The sequence below is a fragment of the Haemophilus sp. SZY H53 genome, assembly GCF_054332375.1.
Genome location: NZ_JBTGNV010000004.1, coordinates 83,153 through 104,715, shown reverse-complemented (window position 1 = coordinate 104,715; position 21,563 = coordinate 83,153). Strand labels below are relative to the sequence as shown.

The 21,563-nt window shown below is 39.6% G+C and carries 17 protein-coding genes and 5 tRNA genes; 16 read left to right on the top strand and 6 right to left on the bottom strand.

Annotation, left to right across the window (positions count from 1 at the left end; genetic code table 11):
* Positions 1-105 precede the first annotated feature (105 nt).
* Positions 106-288 (top strand): hypothetical protein, encoded by a 183-nt coding sequence (locus tag ACXVWB_RS05215; protein WP_289901577.1) that lies wholly within the window; start codon positions 106-108, stop codon positions 286-288.
* 896 nt (positions 289-1,184) lie between these two features.
* On the opposite strand, the gene ACXVWB_RS05210 is transcribed toward ACXVWB_RS05215, so the two are convergent.
* Positions 1,185-1,261, bottom strand: a tRNA-Arg gene (locus tag ACXVWB_RS05210).
* A gap of 52 nt (positions 1,262-1,313) precedes the next feature.
* Positions 1,314-1,390 (bottom strand) — tRNA-Pro (locus ACXVWB_RS05205).
* Positions 1,391-1,569: 179 nt separating this feature from the next.
* On the opposite strand from ACXVWB_RS05205, the gene folD reads away from it, so the two are divergent.
* Positions 1,570-2,427: a bifunctional methylenetetrahydrofolate dehydrogenase/methenyltetrahydrofolate cyclohydrolase FolD gene (gene folD, locus ACXVWB_RS05200; RefSeq protein ID WP_128787756.1), complete on the top strand. Its 858-nt coding sequence runs from the start codon at positions 1,570-1,572 to the stop codon at positions 2,425-2,427.
* A 244-nt stretch (positions 2,428-2,671) separates the two neighbouring features.
* Here folD and rpmE read toward each other — a convergent pair whose 3' ends face one another.
* Complete coding sequence (gene rpmE / locus ACXVWB_RS05195) at positions 2,672-2,884, bottom strand: 50S ribosomal protein L31 (RefSeq protein ID WP_005696847.1); 213 nt, start codon at positions 2,882-2,884, stop codon at positions 2,672-2,674.
* Between the two features lie 192 nt (positions 2,885-3,076).
* Between rpmE and mutY the strand changes: the two genes are divergently transcribed.
* The 7 genes from mutY (at position 3,077) to ACXVWB_RS05160 (ending at position 8,851) form a co-directional block, all read left to right on the top strand.
* Positions 3,077-4,195 (top strand): A/G-specific adenine glycosylase, encoded by a 1,119-nt coding sequence (gene mutY, locus ACXVWB_RS05190; RefSeq protein ID WP_289901576.1) that lies wholly within the window; start codon positions 3,077-3,079, stop codon positions 4,193-4,195.
* On the top strand, positions 4,188-4,460 hold the full coding sequence (locus ACXVWB_RS05185) for an oxidative damage protection protein (protein WP_014064755.1): 273 nt from the start codon (positions 4,188-4,190) through the stop codon (positions 4,458-4,460). Before mutY ends, ACXVWB_RS05185 begins: the two co-directional genes overlap by 8 nt.
* A 9-nt stretch (positions 4,461-4,469) precedes the next feature.
* Positions 4,470-5,549 (top strand): membrane-bound lytic murein transglycosylase MltC, encoded by a 1,080-nt coding sequence (gene mltC, locus ACXVWB_RS05180; RefSeq protein WP_289901575.1) that lies wholly within the window; start codon positions 4,470-4,472, stop codon positions 5,547-5,549.
* 227 nt (positions 5,550-5,776) lie between these two features.
* Positions 5,777-5,852, top strand: a tRNA-Phe gene (locus ACXVWB_RS05175).
* Between the two features lie 2 nt (positions 5,853-5,854).
* Positions 5,855-5,930, top strand: a tRNA-Asn gene (locus tag ACXVWB_RS05170).
* Positions 5,931-6,206: 276 nt separating this feature from the next.
* The gene (locus ACXVWB_RS05165) at positions 6,207-7,445 is read left to right on the top strand and encodes an HAAAP family serine/threonine permease (protein WP_289901574.1); all 1,239 of its coding nucleotides are present in this window, start codon (positions 6,207-6,209) and stop codon (positions 7,443-7,445) included.
* A 35-nt stretch (positions 7,446-7,480) separates the two neighbouring features.
* Positions 7,481-8,851, top strand: a complete 1,371-nt coding sequence (locus tag ACXVWB_RS05160) for an L-serine ammonia-lyase (protein WP_458485232.1) — start codon at positions 7,481-7,483, stop codon at positions 8,849-8,851.
* A 49-nt stretch (positions 8,852-8,900) separates the two neighbouring features.
* On the opposite strand, the gene ACXVWB_RS05155 is transcribed toward ACXVWB_RS05160, so the two are convergent.
* A complete protein-coding gene (locus ACXVWB_RS05155; protein WP_049356249.1) occupies positions 8,901-9,992 on the bottom strand; it encodes a metallophosphoesterase in 1,092 nt (363 codons plus the stop codon).
* 135 nt (positions 9,993-10,127) lie between these two features.
* On the opposite strand from ACXVWB_RS05155, the gene ACXVWB_RS05150 reads away from it, so the two are divergent.
* The 6 genes from ACXVWB_RS05150 (at position 10,128) to ACXVWB_RS05125 (ending at position 15,189) form a co-directional block, all read left to right on the top strand.
* On the top strand, positions 10,128-10,457 hold the full coding sequence (locus ACXVWB_RS05150; protein ID WP_005696839.1) for a YbaB/EbfC family nucleoid-associated protein: 330 nt from the start codon (positions 10,128-10,130) through the stop codon (positions 10,455-10,457).
* 61 nt (positions 10,458-10,518) lie between these two features.
* Positions 10,519-11,121 carry a recombination mediator RecR gene (gene recR / locus ACXVWB_RS05145; protein WP_005696838.1) on the top strand — a complete coding sequence of 201 codons (603 nt, stop codon included), beginning with the start codon at positions 10,519-10,521 and terminating at the stop codon, positions 11,119-11,121.
* A gap of 4 nt (positions 11,122-11,125) precedes the next feature.
* Positions 11,126-13,072 (top strand): DNA topoisomerase III, encoded by a 1,947-nt coding sequence (locus tag ACXVWB_RS05140; protein WP_289901571.1) that lies wholly within the window; start codon positions 11,126-11,128, stop codon positions 13,070-13,072.
* 113 nt (positions 13,073-13,185) lie between these two features.
* Positions 13,186-13,533 carry a preprotein translocase subunit SecG gene (gene secG, locus ACXVWB_RS05135; protein ID WP_070582988.1) on the top strand — a complete coding sequence of 116 codons (348 nt, stop codon included), beginning with the start codon at positions 13,186-13,188 and terminating at the stop codon, positions 13,531-13,533.
* Between the two features lie 20 nt (positions 13,534-13,553).
* Positions 13,554-13,639, top strand: a tRNA-Leu gene (locus tag ACXVWB_RS05130).
* A 128-nt stretch (positions 13,640-13,767) separates the two neighbouring features.
* Positions 13,768-15,189, top strand: coding sequence for a sucrose-specific PTS transporter subunit IIBC (locus ACXVWB_RS05125; RefSeq protein ID WP_005698676.1), 1,422 nt, complete (start codon positions 13,768-13,770; stop codon positions 15,187-15,189).
* 89 nt (positions 15,190-15,278) lie between these two features.
* Here ACXVWB_RS05125 and ACXVWB_RS05120 read toward each other — a convergent pair whose 3' ends face one another.
* Entirely contained in the window at positions 15,279-15,746 is a 468-nt protein-coding gene (locus tag ACXVWB_RS05120) for a hypothetical protein (RefSeq protein ID WP_128787746.1), read from the bottom strand.
* Positions 15,747-15,964: 218 nt separating this feature from the next.
* On the opposite strand from ACXVWB_RS05120, the gene ACXVWB_RS05115 reads away from it, so the two are divergent.
* Positions 15,965-17,635 carry an ATP-dependent nuclease gene (locus ACXVWB_RS05115; protein WP_458485230.1) on the top strand — a complete coding sequence of 557 codons (1,671 nt, stop codon included), beginning with the start codon at positions 15,965-15,967 and terminating at the stop codon, positions 17,633-17,635.
* A 65-nt stretch (positions 17,636-17,700) separates the two neighbouring features.
* Here ACXVWB_RS05115 and metH read toward each other — a convergent pair whose 3' ends face one another.
* Positions 17,701-21,393, bottom strand: a complete 3,693-nt coding sequence (gene metH, locus ACXVWB_RS05110; RefSeq protein ID WP_289901569.1) for a methionine synthase — start codon at positions 21,391-21,393, stop codon at positions 17,701-17,703.
* Positions 21,394-21,563 lie beyond the last annotated feature (170 nt).

Here is a 21,563-nt window from a genome sequence, read left to right as displayed (position 1 = left end):
AACAAGCGGCAAGCATTAAGCAAAAAATTTGTAGGGTTTTATTTTGAAGAAGATACGCGGGAAAATTCCTATCTAATATTAGACAAGCGGAATCTACTTTTAGAAATGGGAGCTTTTCCAGAGAAAAAAATCATTGAATCTTTGCTCAAAGAAAAGCGATTAATCAGAACGGAACGAAAAGATAAGGATACATGGCGCAATGAATCAACCTATCCAACCTTGCAGGATAAAAATATTACAACACCAACAAAAAGAGGGTTAAAAATCACCCTACCATTGGAGGAATAAATAAAGGCGGTTCGATTGAATCGCCTTTTTATACAGTAGTGTATTTAACATAATACATAGTGATTATTAACCTTTTTAATTTTTTCTAAAGCAAACCAAAAATAACGGGGGAAAAGTGGGAAAGTGGGAAAATACAATAATCAATTCATAATTTTTATAATTAAATCAATATATTATATTGTTGTTTATAGTGTTTAATTTTTCCCCCCGTTTCCCACTTTTCCCCCTTTCTTGAAATTGGAAGGGATGAAAAAAGGGGAATTTTTTTCAAAAAGGGGAAAATGGGGGAAAATTCCATGTTTTTTTTATTATTGTTATCAACAAGTTATAAACTTTTTCCCACTTTTCCCACTTTCCCCCGAAAAATAGGGAGCCGCCAAAAAAATACAAGTAAGAAAAATACAACAAAATTTCTATACAGTGGTTATTAATCTTCTCAAGAATAAAATTTGACATCTAAATATTCAATCTTAATTTTCTAGTAAATCTGAATCTGATCACCGCTATATCTCATGTAAACGCATTGTCAAAAAAATGAACGCATAAAACAAAATTAAACGAAATTTAAAGATTGACCGTTAAAGCTCTTTTTCCCATAATCGCCCTTTGAACAAGGACAAATAACAGGAAAATTTATTTTTAACTCCCTGTATAACTCCCTAACGGGCTATGCAGAATATCAAAGTTTTAGACTACACAAGGCTTAAGAAGAAAAAATCGTTGTTCCCTCTCACCGCCATTCAAATATTTTCTTTTCTAAATTTAAAATCATTTTTTAACTAATCATTGTTGAGATCTGGAATTTACGCTATTTTGTCTTGCACAAAATATGCGTTGAATTGATTACTTTCGATAAAAAGCACATTAGAGAAATAATGACAGATGGAGATGAGTTATGGCACGCCCTAAAGGATTCGAACCTTTGACCCACGCCTTAGAAGGGCGTTGCTCTATCCAGCTGAGCTAAGGGCGCATTTCAAGGGTTACATCTTTTGTATGGCATTTCGAGGGAAATATAAAAGAAGTGGTCGGCGAGATAGGATTTGAACCTACGACCCACTGGTCCCAAACCAGTTGCGCTACCAAGCTGCGCTACTCGCCGACGATTGAGCATAATTATAGTGAGCTTTTCTTTTCAGTCAATTAATTTTTTTAGATTTATCTTTCAACTGCTCAAAATTATTCCAGTTTTTTCAACCGCACTTTTGTTGTCTTTGTAAAATAAGGCGTTCTCAGTTAAAATAGCAAACGTTTACTTAATTCCACCTAGAGGAAAAACGCATGACCGCCCAAATTATTTCAGGTACTGAACTATCAAAAAAAATCAAATCTGATGTTGCCAGTAAAATTGAACATTATCATGCTCAAGGTAAACGTGCACCAGGACTTGCAGTAATTTTAGTGGGTGCAGATCCTGCTTCTCAAGTCTATGTGGGCAGTAAACGTAAAAGTTGCGAAGAGATTGGAATGGTCTCGAAATCTTATGACTTGCCTGAAACAACAACAGAAGCAGAACTACTTCAACTTATAGATCAATTAAATGCAGATGAAACCATTGATGGTATTTTGGTTCAGCTTCCATTACCCGAACAGATTAATAGCGCATTCGTTATTGAACGAATTAGCCCTGAAAAAGATGTAGATGGCTTTCACCCTTATAATGTTGGACGTTTATGCCAACGTATTCCAACTTTACGGGCTTGTACCCCTTATGGCGTAATGAAATTATTGGAAACCACAGGTATTGATTTACACGGTAAACATGCCGTGATCGTTGGTGCATCAAATATTGTGGGACGTCCGATGTCGCTTGAATTATTATTAGCAGGCGCTACTGTTACGGTAACGCACCGTTTCACCAAAGATTTAGAGCATCATATTCGTCAGGCGGATGTGTTAGTCGTCGCTGTGGGGAAACCTCGTTTTATTCCTGGCGATTGGATTAAAGAAGGGGCAACCGTAATTGATGTAGGCATTAACCGTATTGATGGTAAATTGGTCGGTGATGTGGAATATGATGTAGCGATACAAAAAGCGTCTTATATTACGCCAGTACCGGGAGGAGTGGGACCTATGACGGTTGCTATGCTGATGTTTAATACACTTTATGCTTATGAACATAATAATCAACTTGTGTAAGAAATAAAAAAGTATAGTTAAATAGCACAATCAAAGTTATTTGGCTCCCAAAATCTAGACTTATTTACTTAAGACAGACCATGATAAGCAACGGCGGATTGCTAATTTCTGTTCGAGTATACAATCATATTCCAGATGATATGATACTATCAAATTGTTCTTTTAGTAGGTTGTATTTGAAATATTGTGAGTTATTGGATAATAAAAAACCCTGCCTAAGCAGGGTTCTTCACACAGATTCAAATTATTTTGTACCTGGGATTTTGAAACGGCTGTTAAAGCGTTCAACACGACCACCAGTATCAACAACACGTTGTTTACCAGTGTAGAATGGGTGGCAGCTACCGCACACATCAAGGTTGATATCTTTGCCTAAAGTTGAACGAGTTTTGATCACGTTACCGCAAGAACAAGTTGCAGTGATCTCTTTATATTCTGGATGAATACCTTGTTTCATAGAAAACCTCAAACTGAAGCCACGCCGCTATAAATGCTTTCCACTTACACCGCGTGAGTTAATAATCGCCGATAATCCGGCACCAAATAGACTGCGAATTATACTGAAAAAATCAAATTGATCAAGAGGTGCGCTTTAGTGATAGAATCATCGCCAAGTTCTTACTTATTTTGACTGCATTTTAGGAAAGTTATGTTAGCCCAATCCTCTGTTGATGTCCCTTTTGCCCACTCAGTTTTACAATGGTATGAAAAGTTTGGGCGTAAAAATTTGCCTTGGCAACAAAATAAAACCCTTTATGGTGTTTGGCTTTCCGAAGTAATGTTACAACAAACCCAAGTTTCTACTGTTATTCCTTATTTTGAGCGATTTATCAAAACCTTTCCTAATGTGACCGCACTTGCTAATGCATCACAAGACGAAGTGTTACATCTGTGGACGGGACTCGGTTATTACGCCCGTGCAAGAAATTTACATAAAGCCGCTCAAACCATTAGAGATGAATATCAAGGTGAATTTCCTACACAATTTGAGCAAGTTTGGGCATTAACAGGCGTGGGGCGATCGACGGCAGGAGCAATTTTATCTTCTGTACAAAATCAACCTTATCCGATTTTAGACGGTAATGTAAAACGCGTCCTTTCTCGTTATTTTGCTGTAGAAGGTTGGCCTGGTGAGAAGAAAGTCGAAAATCAATTATGGCAGTTGAGCGAACAGGTTACACCAACAACGAGAGTCGCTGAATTTAATCAAGCGATGATGGATATCGGTTCGGCTATTTGCACCCGAACAAAACCTAAATGTGATCTTTGTCCTCTAAGTAACGATTGTTTAGCCAATAAACTCGAAAAGTGGACAGCGTTTCCTGGAAAGAAACCCCAAAAATCGTTGCCGGAAAAGCAGAGCTATTTTTTGATTTTATCTCATCAAGGAAAAGTCTGGTTAGAACAGCGTGAAAGCAAAGGCTTATGGGGTGGATTGTATTGTTTCCCTCAGTTTGATGATAAACAAACATTGCTGAATTTTCTGAACGAACAAGGAATTACCGAATATCAAGAATGGGTGACTTTCCGTCATACGTTTAGTCATTTTCATCTAGACATTCATCCTATTTATGTTGAAGTCGATCGAAAATCTGAAGATGGCGATCGTTCAGATTGGAAAAAATTGTCAGAAAAAGGAAAAGAATCTCGATCTGGTCTATTAAGTGCGGTCAAATATTGGTATGATCCAACGTCACCAGAACAGATCGGGTTAGCTCAGCCTGTGAAAAATTTATTAACGCAATTTGTAAGGAATTATTATGGCTAGAACCGTTTTTTGCGAATATTTGAAACAAGATGCAGAAGGGTTGGATTTTCAACTGTATCCCGGTGAATTAGGTAAACGTATTTTTAATTCAATTAGTAAACAAGCATGGGGCGAATGGATCAAAAAGCAAACCATGTTAGTGAATGAGAAAAAGCTCAATATGATGAATGCCGAACATCGAAAATTATTAGAAGAAGAAATGGTGAATTTCTTATTTGAAGGCAAGGAAGTGCATATTGAAGGTTACGTTCCCCCATCTAAATAACAAAAGATTATGAAAAAGTATTTATTATTGGCGCTACTTCCGCTTTTATATGCTTGTAGCGACTCGCCAAGCCATCGACGTGGCATTAATTATGACGAAGTGTTTGCAAAAGACACGCAAGGTTTAGATATTTTAACGGGTCAATTCTCTCACAATATCGATCGTATTTGGGGAGTAAATGAACTTTTAGTGGCGAGCCGTAAAGACTATGTGAAATATACAGACTCTTTCTACACACGTAGCCACGTAAGCTTTGATGAAGGTTCAATCATCATTGAAACACAAAAAGATCTTAATCGCTTACATAATGCGATTGTCCATACTTTATTGATGGGCTCGGATGCGAAAGGTATCGACTTATTCGCTTCTGGTGATGTACCGATCAGTACGCGTCCTTTCTTATTAGGTCAGGTAGTGGACAATAATGGCCAACAAATTGCTAACCAAGTTATCGCAAGCAACTTCGCCACCTATTTAATCCAAAATAAATTACAAACTCGCCGCCTGCAAAATGGTAACACCGTGCAATTTGTGGTGATCTCAATGATTGCGAATCACGTTGAAGTGCGTGCACAAAAATATCTTCCATTGGTACGTAAAGCCGCAGAGCGCTATGGTATTGATGAAAGCTTGATCTTAGGTATTATGCAAACAGAATCTAGCTTCAACCCCTACGCAATCAGTTATGCGAATGCGATTGGCTTAATGCAAGTGGTGCCAAGTACGGCTGGTCGTGATGTGTTTGCCATGAAAGGTAAAGGTGGACAACCATCAGCTCGTTATCTGTATGATCCTGCAAATAATATTGATGCGGGTGTATCTTATTTATGGATTCTACAAAATCAATATTTAGATGGTATTACGAATCCAACTTCTAAACGTTTTGCAATGATTTCTGCTTATAATAGTGGAGCTGGAGCAGTGTTGCGGGTATTTGACAGTGATAAATATGAAGCTATTTATAAAATCAATCAAATGTATCCTGAACAGGTATATCGTATTCTCACTACGGCACATCCATCTTCACAAGCGAGAAATTACTTGTTGAAAGTAGATTCAGCACAAAAGAAATTCCGTGTAAGACGATAATTTCGGTGATTAAATACAATGCTCGAAAGAATTTTCGGGCATTATTTTTTTAGAAAGAGCGGTTATTTTTAATTGAGTTTTCAAAAAACGTTCTTTTTATAGACGTTTTGGTTATTAACCATTCAAACAAACTAATTTTTTCACTTTTTTTGAATTTAGTTGTTGACCAATACTCAAAAAAATAGTTTAATACGCTCCGTTGTCAGGCAGTAGCCAATAACGATAACGCCTCGATAGCTCAGTCGGTAGAGCAGGGGATTGAAAATCCCCGTGTCGGTGGTTCGATTCCGCCTCGAGGCACCATTTCCTCCTTAGTTCAGTAGGTAGAACGGTGGACTGTTAATCCATATGTCGCAGGTTCGAGTCCCGCAGGAGGAGCCAAATTTTAAGAAGCCGCTATTTAATTAGCGGCTTTTGCTTTTCTCTTTGCAAAATATAATTTCTTCATTTCTTTCCAAATAAAAAAATAAATTTTTTCTTAGTATTTTTTTGATCTAGATAAATATTTATAAAAATAATTCAAATAAATTTGTTATGTAGATCACATTTTTATCTTTTATACTTTGCATTCCTTTTTAATCCCTTTCATAATATCGCCGTCATTCAATAAGTGCTTATTAAATGAACAGTTTATAACTAACTCTATAAGGATTCAATATGAATACAATAACTAATAAAAAGTGGAATAAATTTGATGTCGCATGGGTATTAAATTTATTTGGTACTGCCGTTGGTGCCGGTGTGTTATTTTTACCTATTAATGCGGGGATGGGTGGTTTTTGGCCATTAATTATAATGGCGATTCTAGTGGGGCCAATGACTTATTTTGCTCATCGAGGCTTGGCTTATTTCGTATTATCTTCTTCTAAACCTGGCAGTGATATTACTGAAGTAGTTGAAGAACATTTTGGTCCAACAGCAGGAAAATTAATTACACTCTTGTATTTTTTTGCGATCTTTCCTATTTTATTAATTTATGGAAACGGTATTACTAATACGGTTGATTCTTTTATCGTAAACCAATTAGGTATGGCTTCACCAAACCGTGTAATTCTTTCTTTTGTATTAATTGCGGTATTAATTTCGGTAATGCTGTTCAGTGAAAAAGTAATGTTGAAAATCACTGAATTATTAGTTTATCCATTGGTATTGATTCTCTTTGCATTATCAATCTATCTCATTCCTCAATGGAATGCATCAATGCTTTATGAGCTTCCTACTACTGGTGGTTTTATCACTACATTGTGGTTAACTATCCCAGTATTAGTCTTCTCTTTTAACCATTCTCCGGCAATTTCTTCTTTCACGCTTTCTCAACAACGTGAATATAAAGATTTTGATACAACGGAATATCACATTGGTCATACAGAGAAAGGGGCTTCAACTATATTACTTTTCTTCGTGATGTTCTTTGTGTTTAGCTGTGTATTAACGTTAACACCGGTAGAGTTATTAGAGGCAAAAGCACAAAATATCAGTATCTTGTCTTATCTTGCGAATAAATTTGATAATCCATACATTTCTTATTTTGCACCATTAGTGGCTTTCTTAGCGATTACGAGTTCATTCTTTGGCCATTATTTAGGGGCTCGTGAAGGTTTAGAAGGTTTATACCTCAAAATGAAAGGTGAAAGTGTAAATCGTAAAAAATTAAATTATGGTACTGCAGTATTCTTCTTATTAACATTATGGGGCGTAGCAATCATTAACCCAAGTATTTTAGGTTTGATTGAATCCCTTGGCGGCCCAATTATTGCGATGATCCTTTTCATTATGCCAATGTATGCTATCCGCAATGTACCTGCGATGAAACGCTATCAAGGTCGTTTTAGCAATGTATTTGTAACAGTAATGGGATTAATTGCTATCTCTGCGGTCGTATATGGATTATTATAAGCGACTTTTTAGGTTAGCTTAGGATTGAAAATAATATGATTAGTGTATTTGATATGTTTAAAGTGGGGGTTGGGCCATCCAGCTCCCATACTGTAGGCCCGATGAAAGCGGGTAAACAGTTTATTGACGATTTAATCGAGCAAGGTAAATTTGATGCAGTCGCAACCTTGCATGTGGATGTGTATGGGTCTCTTTCAATGACGGGGCTTGGTCATAATACAGATATTGCGATCATTATGGGATTAGCTGATTATCTACCACACGATGTAGACATTGATTTAATCCCAACATTTATCGAACAGGTTAAACAAACCAAAAAACTGTCGATTGCACAGGGTAAAAAAACGGTTAATTTCGATTGGGATGCCAATATGGTATTCCATAATTCCTTTTTATCATTGCATGAAAATGGCATGACAATTACCGCATTGGATGCTGAACGTAATGTGCTTTACCGTCAAACCTATTATTCTATCGGTGGTGGTTTTATCGTAGATGAAGCGCATTTTGGTCAAGAGGAAGAGAATCCTGTAGCCGTGCCATATCCTTATCAATATGCTGAAGATATTTTGAAACATTGTCAGGAAAATGGCTTAATGCTTTCTACAGTGATGATGAGAAATGAGTTAGCATTACGTGATAAAAAAGAGGTTGAAGCGCATTTACATAATGTTTGGAAAACCATGAAGGATTGTATTGAGCATGGTGTCAATACAGAAGGCGTGTTACCAGGACCATTAAAAGTGGCACGTCGTGCACCGTCACTTTATCGTCTCTTGCAAGCTAATAGTAATCGTCTTGCAAATGATCCAATGCATGTCATCGACTGGGTAAATATGTTTGCCCTTGCCGTAAATGAAGAAAATGCTGCGGGTGGACGAGTTGTGACCGCACCAACAAATGGTGCCTGTGGTATTGTGCCGGCTGTACTTTCTTATTATGAAAAATTTGTAGGCCCTTTAACACAGGATGTGATTGAGCGCTACTTATTAGCTGCAGGTATGATTGGTTCACTTTATAAGATGAATGCGTCTATTTCTGGTGCAGAAGTTGGCTGCCAAGGTGAAGTGGGTGTAGCATGTTCAATGGCTGCAGCGGGTTTAACTGAAATCCTAGGCGGTACGCCAGTACAAGTGTGTATTGCAGCTGAAATTGCGATGGAACATAATCTGGGCTTAACTTGCGACCCTGTTGGTGGACAAGTACAAGTACCTTGTATTGAACGTAACGCGATTGCTTCAGTGAAAGCGATTAACGCTAGTCGTATGGCATTACGCCGGACCACAAATCCTCGTGTAACCTTGGATAAAGTGATCGAAACCATGTATGAAACAGGTAAAGACATGAATGCCAAATATCGCGAAACATCGAAAGGTGGCTTAGCGGTGAAAGTGGTGTGTTCTTAAGATGTCATTGATAATAAAAGAGCGGTCAGATCAGTTTGACCGCTCTTTTTTATTTTCCTTTCACATCAATAATCACTACTTCTGATTGAGATCCTAAGCGCATTGGAATGCCCCAGAAGCCGTAACCTGAAGTGACAAATACATGTGGATTACCAATCTTTTCATAGCCATAATCCAAACGATACATCATTTTTGTGATTATACTGGCGGGGAATATTTGCCCTTTATGTGCATGTCCTGAAACTTGAATATCAAGCGGAAGTGAAGCATGTTTTTCGATATCTGTTGGGCGGTGATCTAAGAGAATAGTCGGTAAGTCAGTGTTCACTTGTTTTAATAATGTTTCGGTACTCGGTCTATTACGAGTCAGATTATCGTTTCGTCCAATAAGCACCAATTCATTATTTAACGTTAATGTTTCATCTTTTAACATGGTGATACCTGCTTTGCGAATTTCCTGATCAATTCGATCTTGGTCTCCAAATAAATCGTGATTGCCTAATGTGGCATAAACGCCCATCGGGGCCTTGAGTTTTGCCAGATGAGGTTGCATTTTTTCCGCTAAATAGGCATTAACGTTATCGTCCATAATATCGCCAGGCAGTAAAATGATATCGACCTTTTCCTGCTGCATAATATCAGCCAGTTTATCCAATTCTTTTCCGCCAAATAATTTGCCTAAGTGGAGGTCGCTTGCCATGCCAATTCGTAATGGTTTAATCGGTTTATCTAGTGTAATTTCATAATGAATAACACGGGTTACATAGGCGTTATACACACTTAAGACAATGATACCAATAAATAAAATTGGGTAAGCAATACGCAAAGTGCGGTCGATTTTGGTAATGGATTTGGATTTTCGGAAAAGAAAATGAATACATCCGACGGCGATACTCGCAAAGGCTGAAAAAAGGAGTAGCGCGAGCATTAAAGCAATAAGTCGAAATACCGTAAAAAGCTTTAAAAAATGGCAAATAACCAAGGCATTAGGAAGCAAAAAACAGGTGAAGGTAATCGCTCGTCTTGTCTTTTGGGTGAGTGGTTTGTTCAGCCACCAAATCAGCGTTTTATTAAAAATATAAATCAGCAGTTGTAACAAAATAATAGCTGCCGTAAATATAAAGTAATAACGAGTTTCCATTAGCGATTCCTAAATAAAAGTGCGGTCATTTTTAACCAAGTTTTGGAGTGTGGAATAATAAATTTCTCTGTTCCCAAAGGCAAATTTTTTCGCTAAAATGCGGCTCGTTTTAGTTAATTTAAGAAGGAAAATCCAATGTTTGGAAAAGGCGGTTTAGGCGGCTTAATGAAACAAGCCCAACAAATGCAAGAAAAAATGCAAAAAATGCAGGAAGAAATTGCCCAATTAGAAGTAACAGGCGAAAGCGGTGCGGGTTTAGTAAAAATCACGATTAATGGTGCGCACAACTGCCGTCGTATTGAGATCGATCCTTCTTTAATGGAAGACGACAAAGAAATGTTGGAAGATTTAATCGCTGCCGCATTCAACGATGCAGTCCGTCGTGCAGAAGAATTGCAAAAAGAAAAAATGGCGTCTGTGACCGCAGGCATGCCATTACCTCCAGGAATGAAACTTCCATTTTAATTCATTGGGTGTGTGAGTTTATCGGTTCACACACCATCCATTTTCTCCCATCATAAATATTATGCAAAGCAGTCCACTTTTAGAACATCTTATTGAAAATCTCCGTTGCTTGCCGGGTGTTGGCCCTAAATCAGCGCAGCGTATGGCTTATCATCTTTTACAGCGTAATCGTAGCGGTGGGATGAATTTGGCACGTGCATTAACGGAAGCGATGTCTAAAATTGGACATTGTTCACAGTGTCGTGATTTTACCGAAGAGGAAACATGCAATATTTGTAACAATCCTCGCCGTCAAAATTCAGGTTTGCTTTGCGTGGTGGAAATGCCGGCTGATATCCAAGCAATTGAGCAAACAGGCCAGTTTTCTGGACGTTATTTTGTCTTAATGGGGCATTTATCGCCTTTAGATGGTATTGGGCCAAAAGAGATTGGTTTGGATTTATTGCAAAAACGTCTGGTAGAAGAATCTTTCCATGAAGTGATTTTAGCGACCAATCCAACGGTAGAAGGCGATGCCACAGCCAATTATATTGCTGAAATTTGCCATCAACATAATATTAAAGTAAGCCGTATTGCTCACGGGATCCCTGTCGGTGGGGAATTAGAAACTGTGGACGGCACAACCTTAACCCACTCTTTCTTAGGTCGTCGTCAGATCGACTAATCTTATGCGCCTGTTTATTGCCGAGAAACCCAGTCTTGGGCGAGCTATTGCCGATGTATTGCCAAAACCTCATCAACGTGGTGATGGTTTTATTAAATGCGGCAATGATGATGTTGTGACTTGGTGCGTGGGGCATTTGCTCGAACAGGCAGAGCCGGATGCCTACGATCCGAAATTCAAACAATGGCGTTTAGAACATTTACCCATCATTCCTGAAAAATGGATTCTGTTACCGCGAAAAGAAGTCAAAAAACAACTTTCTGTGGTGGAAAAACTGATTCATCAAGCTGATGTTTTAGTTAACGCAGGTGACCCGGATAGAGAAGGGCAGTTGCTGGTGGATGAAGTGTTTAGTTATGCCAATTTATCAGCGGAAAAACGTGATGGCATTTTACGTTGTCTGATTAGCGATCTTAACCCAAGCGCGGTCGAAAAAGCGGTACAAAAACTCCAACCGAATCGTCATTTTATTCCATTAGCCACCTCTGCACTGGCGCGTGCTCGTGCGGATTGGCTTTATGGTATTAATATGACTCGCGCTTATACCATTCGCGGTCGCCAAGCGGGTTATGATGGTGTGCTTTCTGTTGGGCGAGTGCAGACCCCCGTATTAGGTTTGATTGTTCGACGCGATTTGGAAATTGAACATTTCCAACCAAAAGATTTCTATGAAGTGTTGGCATGGATAAAAGACGAAAAAACATCTGAAAATCCGACCGCACTTTTTTCTGCACTTTGGCAACCAAGTAAAGCTTGCGAAGACTACCAAGATGAAGATGGTCGTGTGCTGTCTTTAGGCTTAGCCGAAAATGTGATGAAACGCATTACCGATCAACCTGCCGAAGTGACCGAATATGTAGATAAGCGCGAGAAAGAAACTGCCCCTTTGCCTTATTCATTGTCAGCATTGCAGATTGATGCAGCAAAACGTTTTGGTATGTCAGCGCAAAGCGTGTTAGATACCTGTCAGCGTTTATATGAAACCCATCGTTTGATTACCTATCCTCGTTCTGATTGTCGCTATTTGCCGGAAGAGCATTTTGCTGAGCGACATAAAGTGATGAATGCCATTTCACTGCATTGTCAGACTTATCAAACCTTGCCATCGGTGGTGGATAGCGAGCAGCGTAATCGTTGCTGGAATGATAAAAAAGTGGAAGCGCACCATGCGATTATTCCGACGGCTAACACACGCTCGAGCAATTTAAGCATTGATGAACAACGTATTTATGAATTGATTGCACGCCAGTATTTATTGCAGTTCTGTCCCGATGCGGAATATCGTAAAAGCAAAATTACCTTAAGTATTGCGGGTGGTACTTTTGTGGCGCAAGCTCGTAACTTGCAAACAGCAGGTTGGAAAGCGTTGCTTGGCAAAGAAGACGAAGATGAAAATCAAGAGCCGTTATTGCCGATCGTGAAGAAGGGGCAGATCCTGTATTGTGAACGAGGCGAAGTGGTGAGCAAAAAAACGCAACCGCCAAAACCATTTACCGATGCGACATTGCTTTCCGCCATGACAGGGATTGCACGTTTTGTGCAAGATAAAGAATTGAAAAAAATTCTGCGTGAAACGGATGGGCTTGGCACAGAAGCCACCCGTGCAGGTATTATTGAATTGCTGTTTAAACGCGGTTTTTTGACGAAAAAAGGACGCAATATTCACAGCACAGAAACAGGGCGGATCCTCATTTCAGCTTTGCCGGATATTGCTACGCAACCTGACATGACGGCACATTGGGAAGCGCAATTAACCGATATCAGCCAAAAACAGGCGAGTTATCAGCAATTTATGTTTACGCTTAATCAAATGCTGCCGGATTTAGTGCGTTTTGTTGATTTCACCGCATTACGTCGTTTAAGTCAGATTTCAAAAGGTTTAAGCACACCAGCAACAAAACGAAAAAGAGCGGTCAAAAATCGGAAGATTTACATGCTGAAAAGTGATTAAACTTAATACAATTAAGCAAAAAAAATGGGAAAGCGCTTGCGAAAAGCAAGAATTTTATATAACATTCACCACCAGTTTTCCTGCGAAATTGCAATTTATAAGAAGAAAGAATAATGTACAATATTTTATTATTTGTTTATGTATTAATTTGTATCGCCTTAATCGGCTTTATCCTTGTTCAACAAGGTAAAGGTGCGAACGCAGGTGCGTCATTTGGCGGCGGTGCATCAGGTACGATGTTTGGTTCTGCAGGTGCAGGTAACTTCTTAACCCGTACCAGTGCAATCTTAGCAACTGGCTTTTTTGTGATTGCTTTAGTGTTAGGTAACATTAACTCTCACCGTGGCAACGTACAAAAAGGTTCGTTTGACGATTTATCTCAAACTGCTGAACAAGTTCAACAACAGCAACAACAAGTTGCTCCAGCGGTTGAAAACAAAAATAATGATATTCCGCAATAAGGAATAAAAACAGAATAAACGCTCTGGTGGTGGAATTGGTAGACACGCTATCTTGAGGGGGTAGTGGCCGCAGGCCGTGCGAGTTCAAGTCTCGCTCAGAGCACCAACTATAAACCGACTTAATTAAGTCGGTTTTTTTTCGCCTAAAATTTGTTTAGACCGCTAGTTATTATCCCCTGTTTTAGTTACAATCGGTCAATTTCTTTTTCTTTAGAAACCCATTAGGAGAGCATTATGAACTTCCCTCAAATCGCCCAACAAGTGATTGATAAACTTGGCGGCAAAGAAAACATCGCCACAGCAGCACATTGCGCAACGCGTTTACGTATTGTGTTAAACGATGAAAGCAAAGTGGACAAAGAAGGCATTGATAATATTGAAGGCGTGAAAGGGCAGTTTGCTGTCGCGGGTCAATATCAAATAATCTTTGGTTCAGGTACGGTGAATAAAGTCCATGCTGAACTTACTAAATTACTTGGTATCGGCGATGTGAGTAAAGCCGAAGTGGCTGAAGCAGCATCAGGCAACCAAAACTTATTGCAACGTTTGGTGAAAGGCTTAGCGGATATTTTCGTGCCAATCATTCCAGCAATCGTCGCAGGCGGTTTGTTAATGGGTATTCACTCCATGCTTACAGCGAAAGGTTTCTTCGTTGATGAATTAAGCGTGATTGATATGCACCCAGGTCTAGCGGATTTGGTGGACTTCATTAATACCATCGCGAACGCACCGTTTGTGTTCTTACCTGTATTACTTGGTTTCTCTGCAACCCGTAAATTCGGCGGTAACCCGTTCTTAGGGGCAGCACTTGGGATGTTATTAGTTCACCCTGCATTAGCAGATGGTTGGAACTACGCATTAACCCTTGCTCAAGGCAAAATCCAATACTGGAATGTATTCGGTCTTGAAATTGAAAAAGTCGGCTATCAAGGCACGGTTATCCCAACATTAGTTTCTGCTTGGGTGTTAGCAACCTTAGAAAAAACCTTCCGTAAGTTTGTACCTTCTTATTTAGATAACCTCATTACCCCATTATTCTCGCTCTTTATTGCGGGCTTCTTAGCATTCACCGTAATTGGTCCAATCGGTCGTGAAGCAGGTTCATTAATTGCATCAGGCTTAACTTGGTTATATGACACCTTAGGTTTCGTGGGCGGCGCGATCTTCGGGGCATTCTATGCACCAATCGTTATCACAGGTATGCACCAAACCTTCATTGCGGTTGAAACACAATTATTAGCTGAAATGGCAAATACAGGAGGTACCTTTATTTTCCCAATCGCCGCGATGTCAAATATCGCACAAGGTGCGGCCTGTTTAGGTGTGGCAGTCGCATTAAAAGATCCAAAAGTACGCGGTTTAGCGGTACCATCAGGAATTTCTGCATTATTAGGGATTACTGAACCGGCAATGTTCGGGGTGAACTTACGTTATCGTCAGGCTTTCTTTGCAGCGATGATTGGTTCAGGCTTAGCAAGTGCCTTTATCGCATTCTTCAATGTAAAAGCCATTGCATTAGGCGCAGCAGGTTTCTTAGGTATTCCATCGATCAAACCGGATAGCCTTGCAATGTACAGCATTGGTATGGTGATTTCATTTGTGGTGGCATTCACGCTTTCAGTCATTTTCGTGAAACGTGCACAAGCAAAAGCATAATCGAAATAAAAAAGAAAAAGCACGAGTTTAACCTCGTGCTTTTTTGTTTGGAAAAATGCGTCTAAAAACGACCGCACTTTCAGTGAGAATTAGCCTTCTCGACAATTTAACCAAGCTGTTCTCATGCCTTGATTGTTTTTGTAATACACCGAATTATGCTCACGCGCAATCAGATCCACATGGCTTCCATCAATTGGCTCATAAGAGCGATAAATCACTTCAAAGCGATTTCCGCGTGCATTTAAGGTGCGATTTTCCACATGATCAAACGGCACCGCTTTTCCACCGTCTAATTGGAAATAAATACCAAAATTATCTTTCATGCGGCTTTCTCTTGAAAGCGGGAAGTAAGTCGTTAAATAAGAATTCGAGCCCGTTTCTGAATTACGGCAAGAATAGTAATAACGTTTGTAATCTTTCGGATTGTTTAATTCCGCTTGGCTAATGTTATTTTTAAGGAATCGGGTCTTAACGGTTTTCTTTGGTTGTTGTGTTGTGGTACAAGCAAACAAACCTACGAATGCAGCCGTGAGTAATGCTATTTTCAATTTATTCATCGATAAAGTTCCGAGAGTAGAGTGAATGAGAAAGGGAATATGATAGCGGAAATTGGGGATTGTGCAAGATATTGAATGTCTATGATTGGTTTTGATTAAAGTACAGTTAGTTTTTTAGTAAATTTTATTTGTTTTATATTTATAAAATATAAGTAGAATTATACTCTTAATATTTCTATTATGTGACTAGATAATAAATTATTTATATGGAGTATTCAATGCTTAAAAAACTTAAATTACAGGCAGGGACATATCCTAGCTCAGATGAAAACTTGGAAATAGAACTTAGCCCTGTGACTGTTTTTATTGGACCAAATAATAGTGGTAAATCTCAGGCCTTAATTGAAATAGAAGGATGGATAGCTAATGGAGAAACAGAATTATTAAATGTAATTAGTAACTTAGAGTTTGAACGTTTAACCCGCGAGCAAGTTTATGAAAAAATGTTAGATAGAATAAAAATTGCTCCTTCAAAGGGTTTTACTCCCTATAGTAACGATTATTTCTTGATTGGAAAGTATGGTAAGAATAATCAGATTTATTTGCCTGATTTAATCAATACTGCGCTATCTCCAAATAAGGAGAACTTCAAAAATTCACAATTAGCAAAAGTTTTATCTTATTTTACAACAAGGCTTGATGGATATAGTAGATTATCTTTAGTTAATTCACAAAATGCGGGTGATTTGCAAGGAGATCCTATAGACAGTTTTTCTAAATTATTTAAGGATCAGGTATTAATGTCTAAAGTTAGAGATGTTATTTATGGTGCTTTTAGAAAGTATTTAGTAATTGATCCTACTAGTTTAGGCAATCTTAGATTGAGATTGTCTGAAGAAGAACCTAAAGATAGTTTAGATAAAAGTCTTACTGAGGAGGCAATCGCTTTTCATAAGAATGCAATTTTAGTGGAGAATGCTAGTGATGGTGTTAAAGCATTTATAGGAATTATAATAGCTTTAATTGCCGGAGAGTCTGATTTCATATTAGTTGATGAACCAGAGGCATTCTTACATCCAACACTATCCTATAAATTAGGTAAAGAGATCACATCCATATTAAATAATGATAAAAGACTATTTGTTGCAACCAATAGTGCTGATTTCTTGATGGGGTGTGTACAAAGTAATGTTGGTATTAATATCGTGAGACTTACTTATGGGACTCAGGGGGCAACAGCGAGAATTTTAACGCAAGATAAGTTGAAACCTTTGATGCAAAATCCATTATTACGTTCAATAGGTGTTTTTAATGCGCTCTTCTATAATGCGGTTGTAGTTACTGAAGCCGATGCTGATAGAGCTTTTTATCAAGAAATTAATGAACGTTTATTAAAGGAAAAAGATCCAAGAGGGATTGAAGGATGTTTGTTTCTAAATGCTCAAAATAAACAGACTGTTTGGGATATTGTTAAGCCATTAAGAGATTTAGGTATTCCTGCGGTTGGGATTGTTGATATTGATGTTATTAAAGAAGGGGGCGTTAATTGGAATAAAGTTTTAGATGGTATATATATTCCTGAGCGAAATAAAAGCTCCTTCAGAACAAATAGGGAAAATCTAGTAAACGCATTTGATGGAAAAGATTTTAAACGTAGTGGTGGAATTAATTTATTAACAAAAGAAGATCAAGAATTCTGTTCAAATTTCTTTGATAATTTAATGGAATATGGGAGTTTTGTTGTTCCAATAGGAGAAGTTGAGAATTGGTTAAGTGATCTTGATATTGATAGAAATAAAAACGGTTGGCTAAGAAATATTTTTGAAAAGATGGGAGATGATCCTAGTTCTGATCACTATATTAGACCAACTCATAATGATGTTTGGGATTTTATAGGAAAAATATCACAATGGATTAATAATCCAAACAGAAAGGGGATTCCAAAATAGTTTTTATCAATACATATGAAAGACCACCTAATTTTAGGTGGTCTTCTTACTTTAATAAGGCATATTTACTTCATCGCCACACCCAACCACTTCATCATCTCTCTCTCATCCCAACCTTTACGTTTGGCATAATCTTGAGCCTGGTCTTCATCAATGCGACCTAAAGTAAAATAGTTGCTTGCAGGGTGGGTGAAGTACCAACCGCAGACGGAAGCTGCCGGCCACATGGCATAGCTTTCGGTGAGTTTCATGCCGATGCGTTGTTCAACTTCTAATAAATCCCAAATCAAGGCTTTTTCCGTGTGTTCTGGGCAGCTTGGGTAACCAGGTGCAGGGCGGATGCCGACATAGTTTTCATTGATTAAACCTTGATTGTCGAATTCTTCTTGCGTGTAGCCCCAAATGCGGGTGCGAAGCTCAAAGTGCAGGTATTCTGCCATAGCTTCGGCTAAGCGGTCGCCTACGGCTTGTAGCAAGATGGCGTTGTAGTCATCGCCTGCCGCTTTATAGCCTTCCACTAGCTCCATTTCTTCAATACCCGCACAGACGGCGAACATGCCGAACCAGTCTTTTTTACCGCTTTCGCGATCGGCGATAAAGTCGCTTAAGCAGAAGTTAAATGGGCTTTTGCTGTTTTTGCCACGTTCGGTTTGTTGGCGTAAGCCGTAAGCCGTGCCAATGGTTTGCGTGCGTTCTTCATCAGCGAAAAGCACCACATCATCGCCTACACGTTCTGCAGGGAAGATACCTAAAATACCGCTTGGGTTGAGTTTGTGGTTTTGCTCTAATTCATCTAAAACCACTTGCGCATCATTCCAAACTTTGCGTGCTTCTTCGCCGCCTTCTGGATAATCAAAGGCATCAGGATAGCCGCCCATCAAGCCCCAAATGCGGAAGAATGGCGACCAGTCGATAAATTTACGCAGCTCAGCAATCGGCACGTTTTTAAATTCCACAATGCCAGTTTGATTTGGTTTTGGTGGCACATAATCTGCCCATTCTCCACCAAAGCCATCAAAGCGGTTTGCACGTGCATCTTCAATGCTCAATTGCTTACGCAGTGGTTTTCGGTTAGAGAAAGATTGCTGAATTTTCTCGTAATCTTTCTTGAATTGTTCCCATAATGCCGCACGGCTTTCTGGGTTCATCAAGGTCGCGCATACAGTTACCGCACGGGAGGCGTTAGAAGTATAAAATACGCCGTGTTCTTTATATTTTGGATAAAGTTTAATGGCCGTATGTTCTTTAGAGGTGGTCGCACCGCCAATCATCACTGGCAGATTTAAGCCTAAACGAGTCATTTCACCTAAGAAGTATTCCATCTCATCTAGAGAAGGGGTAATCAAACCACTTAACGCGATGATGTCCGCTTTTTCATCAATGGCGGTTTGAATGATCTTGTCCGCAGGCACCATTACGCCTAAGTCAATCACTTCAAAGTTATTACATTGCATCACTACGCTTACGATGTTTTTACCGATGTCGTGCACATCGCCTTTTACGGTTGCAATCACCACTTTACCGTTGCTTGAACCTTTTTGTTTGGTGGCATTGATAAACGGCTCTAAATACGCCACGGATTGTTTCATCACGCGTGCGGATTTCACCACTTGTGGCAGGAACATTTTACCGTCACCGAATAAATCGCCGACTACGTCCATGCCCGCCATCAACGGGCCTTCAATCACATCTAATGGAGTTGGTAATGTTTGGCGAGCTTCTTCAGTATCTTCCACAATGTAAGTGGTAATCCCTTTCACCAGCGCGTGTTTTAAACGTTCTTCCACTGGCCAAGTGCGCCATTCTGCCACAGAATCGACCGCACTTTCATCGTTGCCTTGGTTACGATATTTTTCTGCAATATCGAGTAGTTTTTCGGTGGCATCAGGGCTGCGGTTTAATACTGCATCTTCCACGATTTCACGCAATTCAGGATCGAGATCGTCATAAATCGCAAGCTGTCCTGCATTCACAATCCCCATATCCATGCCTTGTTTGATGGCGTGATAGAGGAAGACGGCGTGAATGGCTTCACGCATCACGTTGTTACCACGGAATGAGAAAGAGACATTCGACACCCCGCCTGAGATTTTCGAATGCGGTAGGGCACGTTTGATACGACCTGTAGCGTTGATAAAATCGACACCGTAGTTGTTGTGTTCTTCAATCCCTGTACCGATAGCAAAAATATTCGGGTCGAAAATAATGTCTTCTGGTGGGAAACCCACTTGGTTGACCAAAATGTCATAAGCACGGCTACAAATTTCAACTTTACGCTCTTCGGTATCAGCCTGCCCCACTTCATCAAATGCCATCACCACAACGGCAGCACCGTATTTACGCACCAATTTAGCCTGATGAATAAATTTTTCCTCGCCCTCTTTCAACGAGATAGAGTTCACAATCGGCTTACCTTGCACCGACTGTAAACCTGCCTCAATCACTTCCCATTTAGACGAGTCGATCATGACTGGCACTTTAGCTGCATCCGGTTCGGTCGCCATAATATTAAGGAAACGGGTCATGCATTTTTTGCCGTCTAATAATGCTTCATCCATATTGACGTCAATCACTTGCGCGCCGTTTTCTACTTGGTCGATAGCAATTTCAATGGCTTCGGCAAATTTATCTTCTTTAATTAAACGCTTAAATTTCGCCGAACCCGTCACGTTATTACGTTCACCCACGTTCACGAATAGGCTTTCATCATCAATGTTGAGCGGCTCTAAACCTGATAAACGCATCGCGGTTTTAATTTCCGGTAATTTACGTGGCGCAATACCTTGCATGGCATCCGCAAAGGCTTTGATATGCTCTGGTGTTGTACCACAACAACCACCGACAATGTTTACAAAGCCACTTTCAGCCCATTCCTTAAGGTGTGCGGCCATTTCTTCTGCACCTAAATCGTAGCCACCAAAGGCATTTGGTAAGCCTGCATTTGGGTGGACGGAAACATAGGTTTCGCTGATTTTAGACAGTTGTTCAACATACTGGCGAAGTTCTTTCGGGCCTAGTGCACAGTTCAAACCGAACGTTAGCGGTTTGGCATGGCGAAGCGAGTTGTAGAACGCTTCAGTGGTTTGCCCTGAAAGCGTACGGCCAGAAGCGTCGGTAATGGTGCCGGAGATCATGATCGGCAATTCCACACCTAATTCTTCAAATACGGTTTCAATGGCGAAAACGGCCGCTTTAGCGTTAAGCGTATCGAAAATAGTTTCGATCATGATTAAATCAGCACCGCCTTCAATTAAGCCTTTGGTCGCTTCAGCATAGGCATCGACCAATTCCATAAAAGTGACATTACGGAACCCTGGGTCGTTTACATCAGGGGAAATCGAGGCAGTGCGGTTAGTTGGCCCTAACACGCCAGCAACAAAGCGAGGTTTTTCTGGTGTGCTGTATTTATCTGCAGCTAAACGTGCTAATTTTGCTCCTGCAAAATTCAACTCAAAAGCGACTGCTTGTAAGTCATAATCTGCTTGTGCAATGGTGGTAGAACTGAAGGTATTGGTTTCAATAATATCTGCACCCGCGGCTAAATATTTCTCGTGAATCGCAGAAATTAACAGGGGCTGGGTGAGAGTGAGCAAGTCATTATTACCACGTAAATCAACCGCACTTTCTTTAAAACGCTCGCCTCTAAAATCAGCCTCGGTGAGTTTATATTTTTGGATCATCGTCCCCATTGCACCATCTAAAATGAGGATGCGTTCAGCGAGGGATTTTTTCAGTAATTCGGTTTGATTATGTGACATAGACAGCTCTTTTTAAAATCAATCAATATTGCTCGAAATAATAGGGATAAGCGTGGATACTGTCAAATAAAAGGGGAGAAAGCGCGGTAAAAAAATAGAATGTTTTCAAAAAGAAAGGCGGACAAATTGTCCGCCGAATGGTTAGCAATATTTGCTGTCCGAGTAAAAAA

What these genes read in the sequence shown, in the direction of transcription:
- ACXVWB_RS05215 (WP_289901577.1), top strand. Translation starts at nt 106, where the DNA reads ATGGGAGCTTTTCCAGAGAAAAAAATCATTGAATCTTTGCTCAAAGAA.
- folD (WP_128787756.1), top strand. Translation starts at nt 1,570, where the DNA reads ATGACCGCCCAAATTATTTCAGGTACTGAACTATCAAAAAAAATCAAA.
- rpmE (WP_005696847.1), bottom strand. Translation starts at nt 2,884, where the DNA reads ATGAAACAAGGTATTCATCCAGAATATAAAGAGATCACTGCAACTTGT.
- mutY (WP_289901576.1), top strand. Translation starts at nt 3,077, where the DNA reads ATGTTAGCCCAATCCTCTGTTGATGTCCCTTTTGCCCACTCAGTTTTA.
- ACXVWB_RS05185 (WP_014064755.1), top strand. Translation starts at nt 4,188, where the DNA reads ATGGCTAGAACCGTTTTTTGCGAATATTTGAAACAAGATGCAGAAGGG.
- mltC (WP_289901575.1), top strand. Translation starts at nt 4,470, where the DNA reads ATGAAAAAGTATTTATTATTGGCGCTACTTCCGCTTTTATATGCTTGT.
- ACXVWB_RS05165 (WP_289901574.1), top strand. Translation starts at nt 6,207, where the DNA reads ATGAATACAATAACTAATAAAAAGTGGAATAAATTTGATGTCGCATGG.
- ACXVWB_RS05160 (WP_458485232.1), top strand. Translation starts at nt 7,481, where the DNA reads ATGATTAGTGTATTTGATATGTTTAAAGTGGGGGTTGGGCCATCCAGC.
- ACXVWB_RS05155 (WP_049356249.1), bottom strand. Translation starts at nt 9,992, where the DNA reads ATGGAAACTCGTTATTACTTTATATTTACGGCAGCTATTATTTTGTTA.
- ACXVWB_RS05150 (WP_005696839.1), top strand. Translation starts at nt 10,128, where the DNA reads ATGTTTGGAAAAGGCGGTTTAGGCGGCTTAATGAAACAAGCCCAACAA.
- recR (WP_005696838.1), top strand. Translation starts at nt 10,519, where the DNA reads ATGCAAAGCAGTCCACTTTTAGAACATCTTATTGAAAATCTCCGTTGC.
- ACXVWB_RS05140 (WP_289901571.1), top strand. Translation starts at nt 11,126, where the DNA reads ATGCGCCTGTTTATTGCCGAGAAACCCAGTCTTGGGCGAGCTATTGCC.
- secG (WP_070582988.1), top strand. Translation starts at nt 13,186, where the DNA reads ATGTACAATATTTTATTATTTGTTTATGTATTAATTTGTATCGCCTTA.
- ACXVWB_RS05125 (WP_005698676.1), top strand. Translation starts at nt 13,768, where the DNA reads ATGAACTTCCCTCAAATCGCCCAACAAGTGATTGATAAACTTGGCGGC.
- ACXVWB_RS05120 (WP_128787746.1), bottom strand. Translation starts at nt 15,746, where the DNA reads ATGAATAAATTGAAAATAGCATTACTCACGGCTGCATTCGTAGGTTTG.
- ACXVWB_RS05115 (WP_458485230.1), top strand. Translation starts at nt 15,965, where the DNA reads ATGCTTAAAAAACTTAAATTACAGGCAGGGACATATCCTAGCTCAGAT.
- metH (WP_289901569.1), bottom strand. Translation starts at nt 21,393, where the DNA reads ATGTCACATAATCAAACCGAATTACTGAAAAAATCCCTCGCTGAACGC.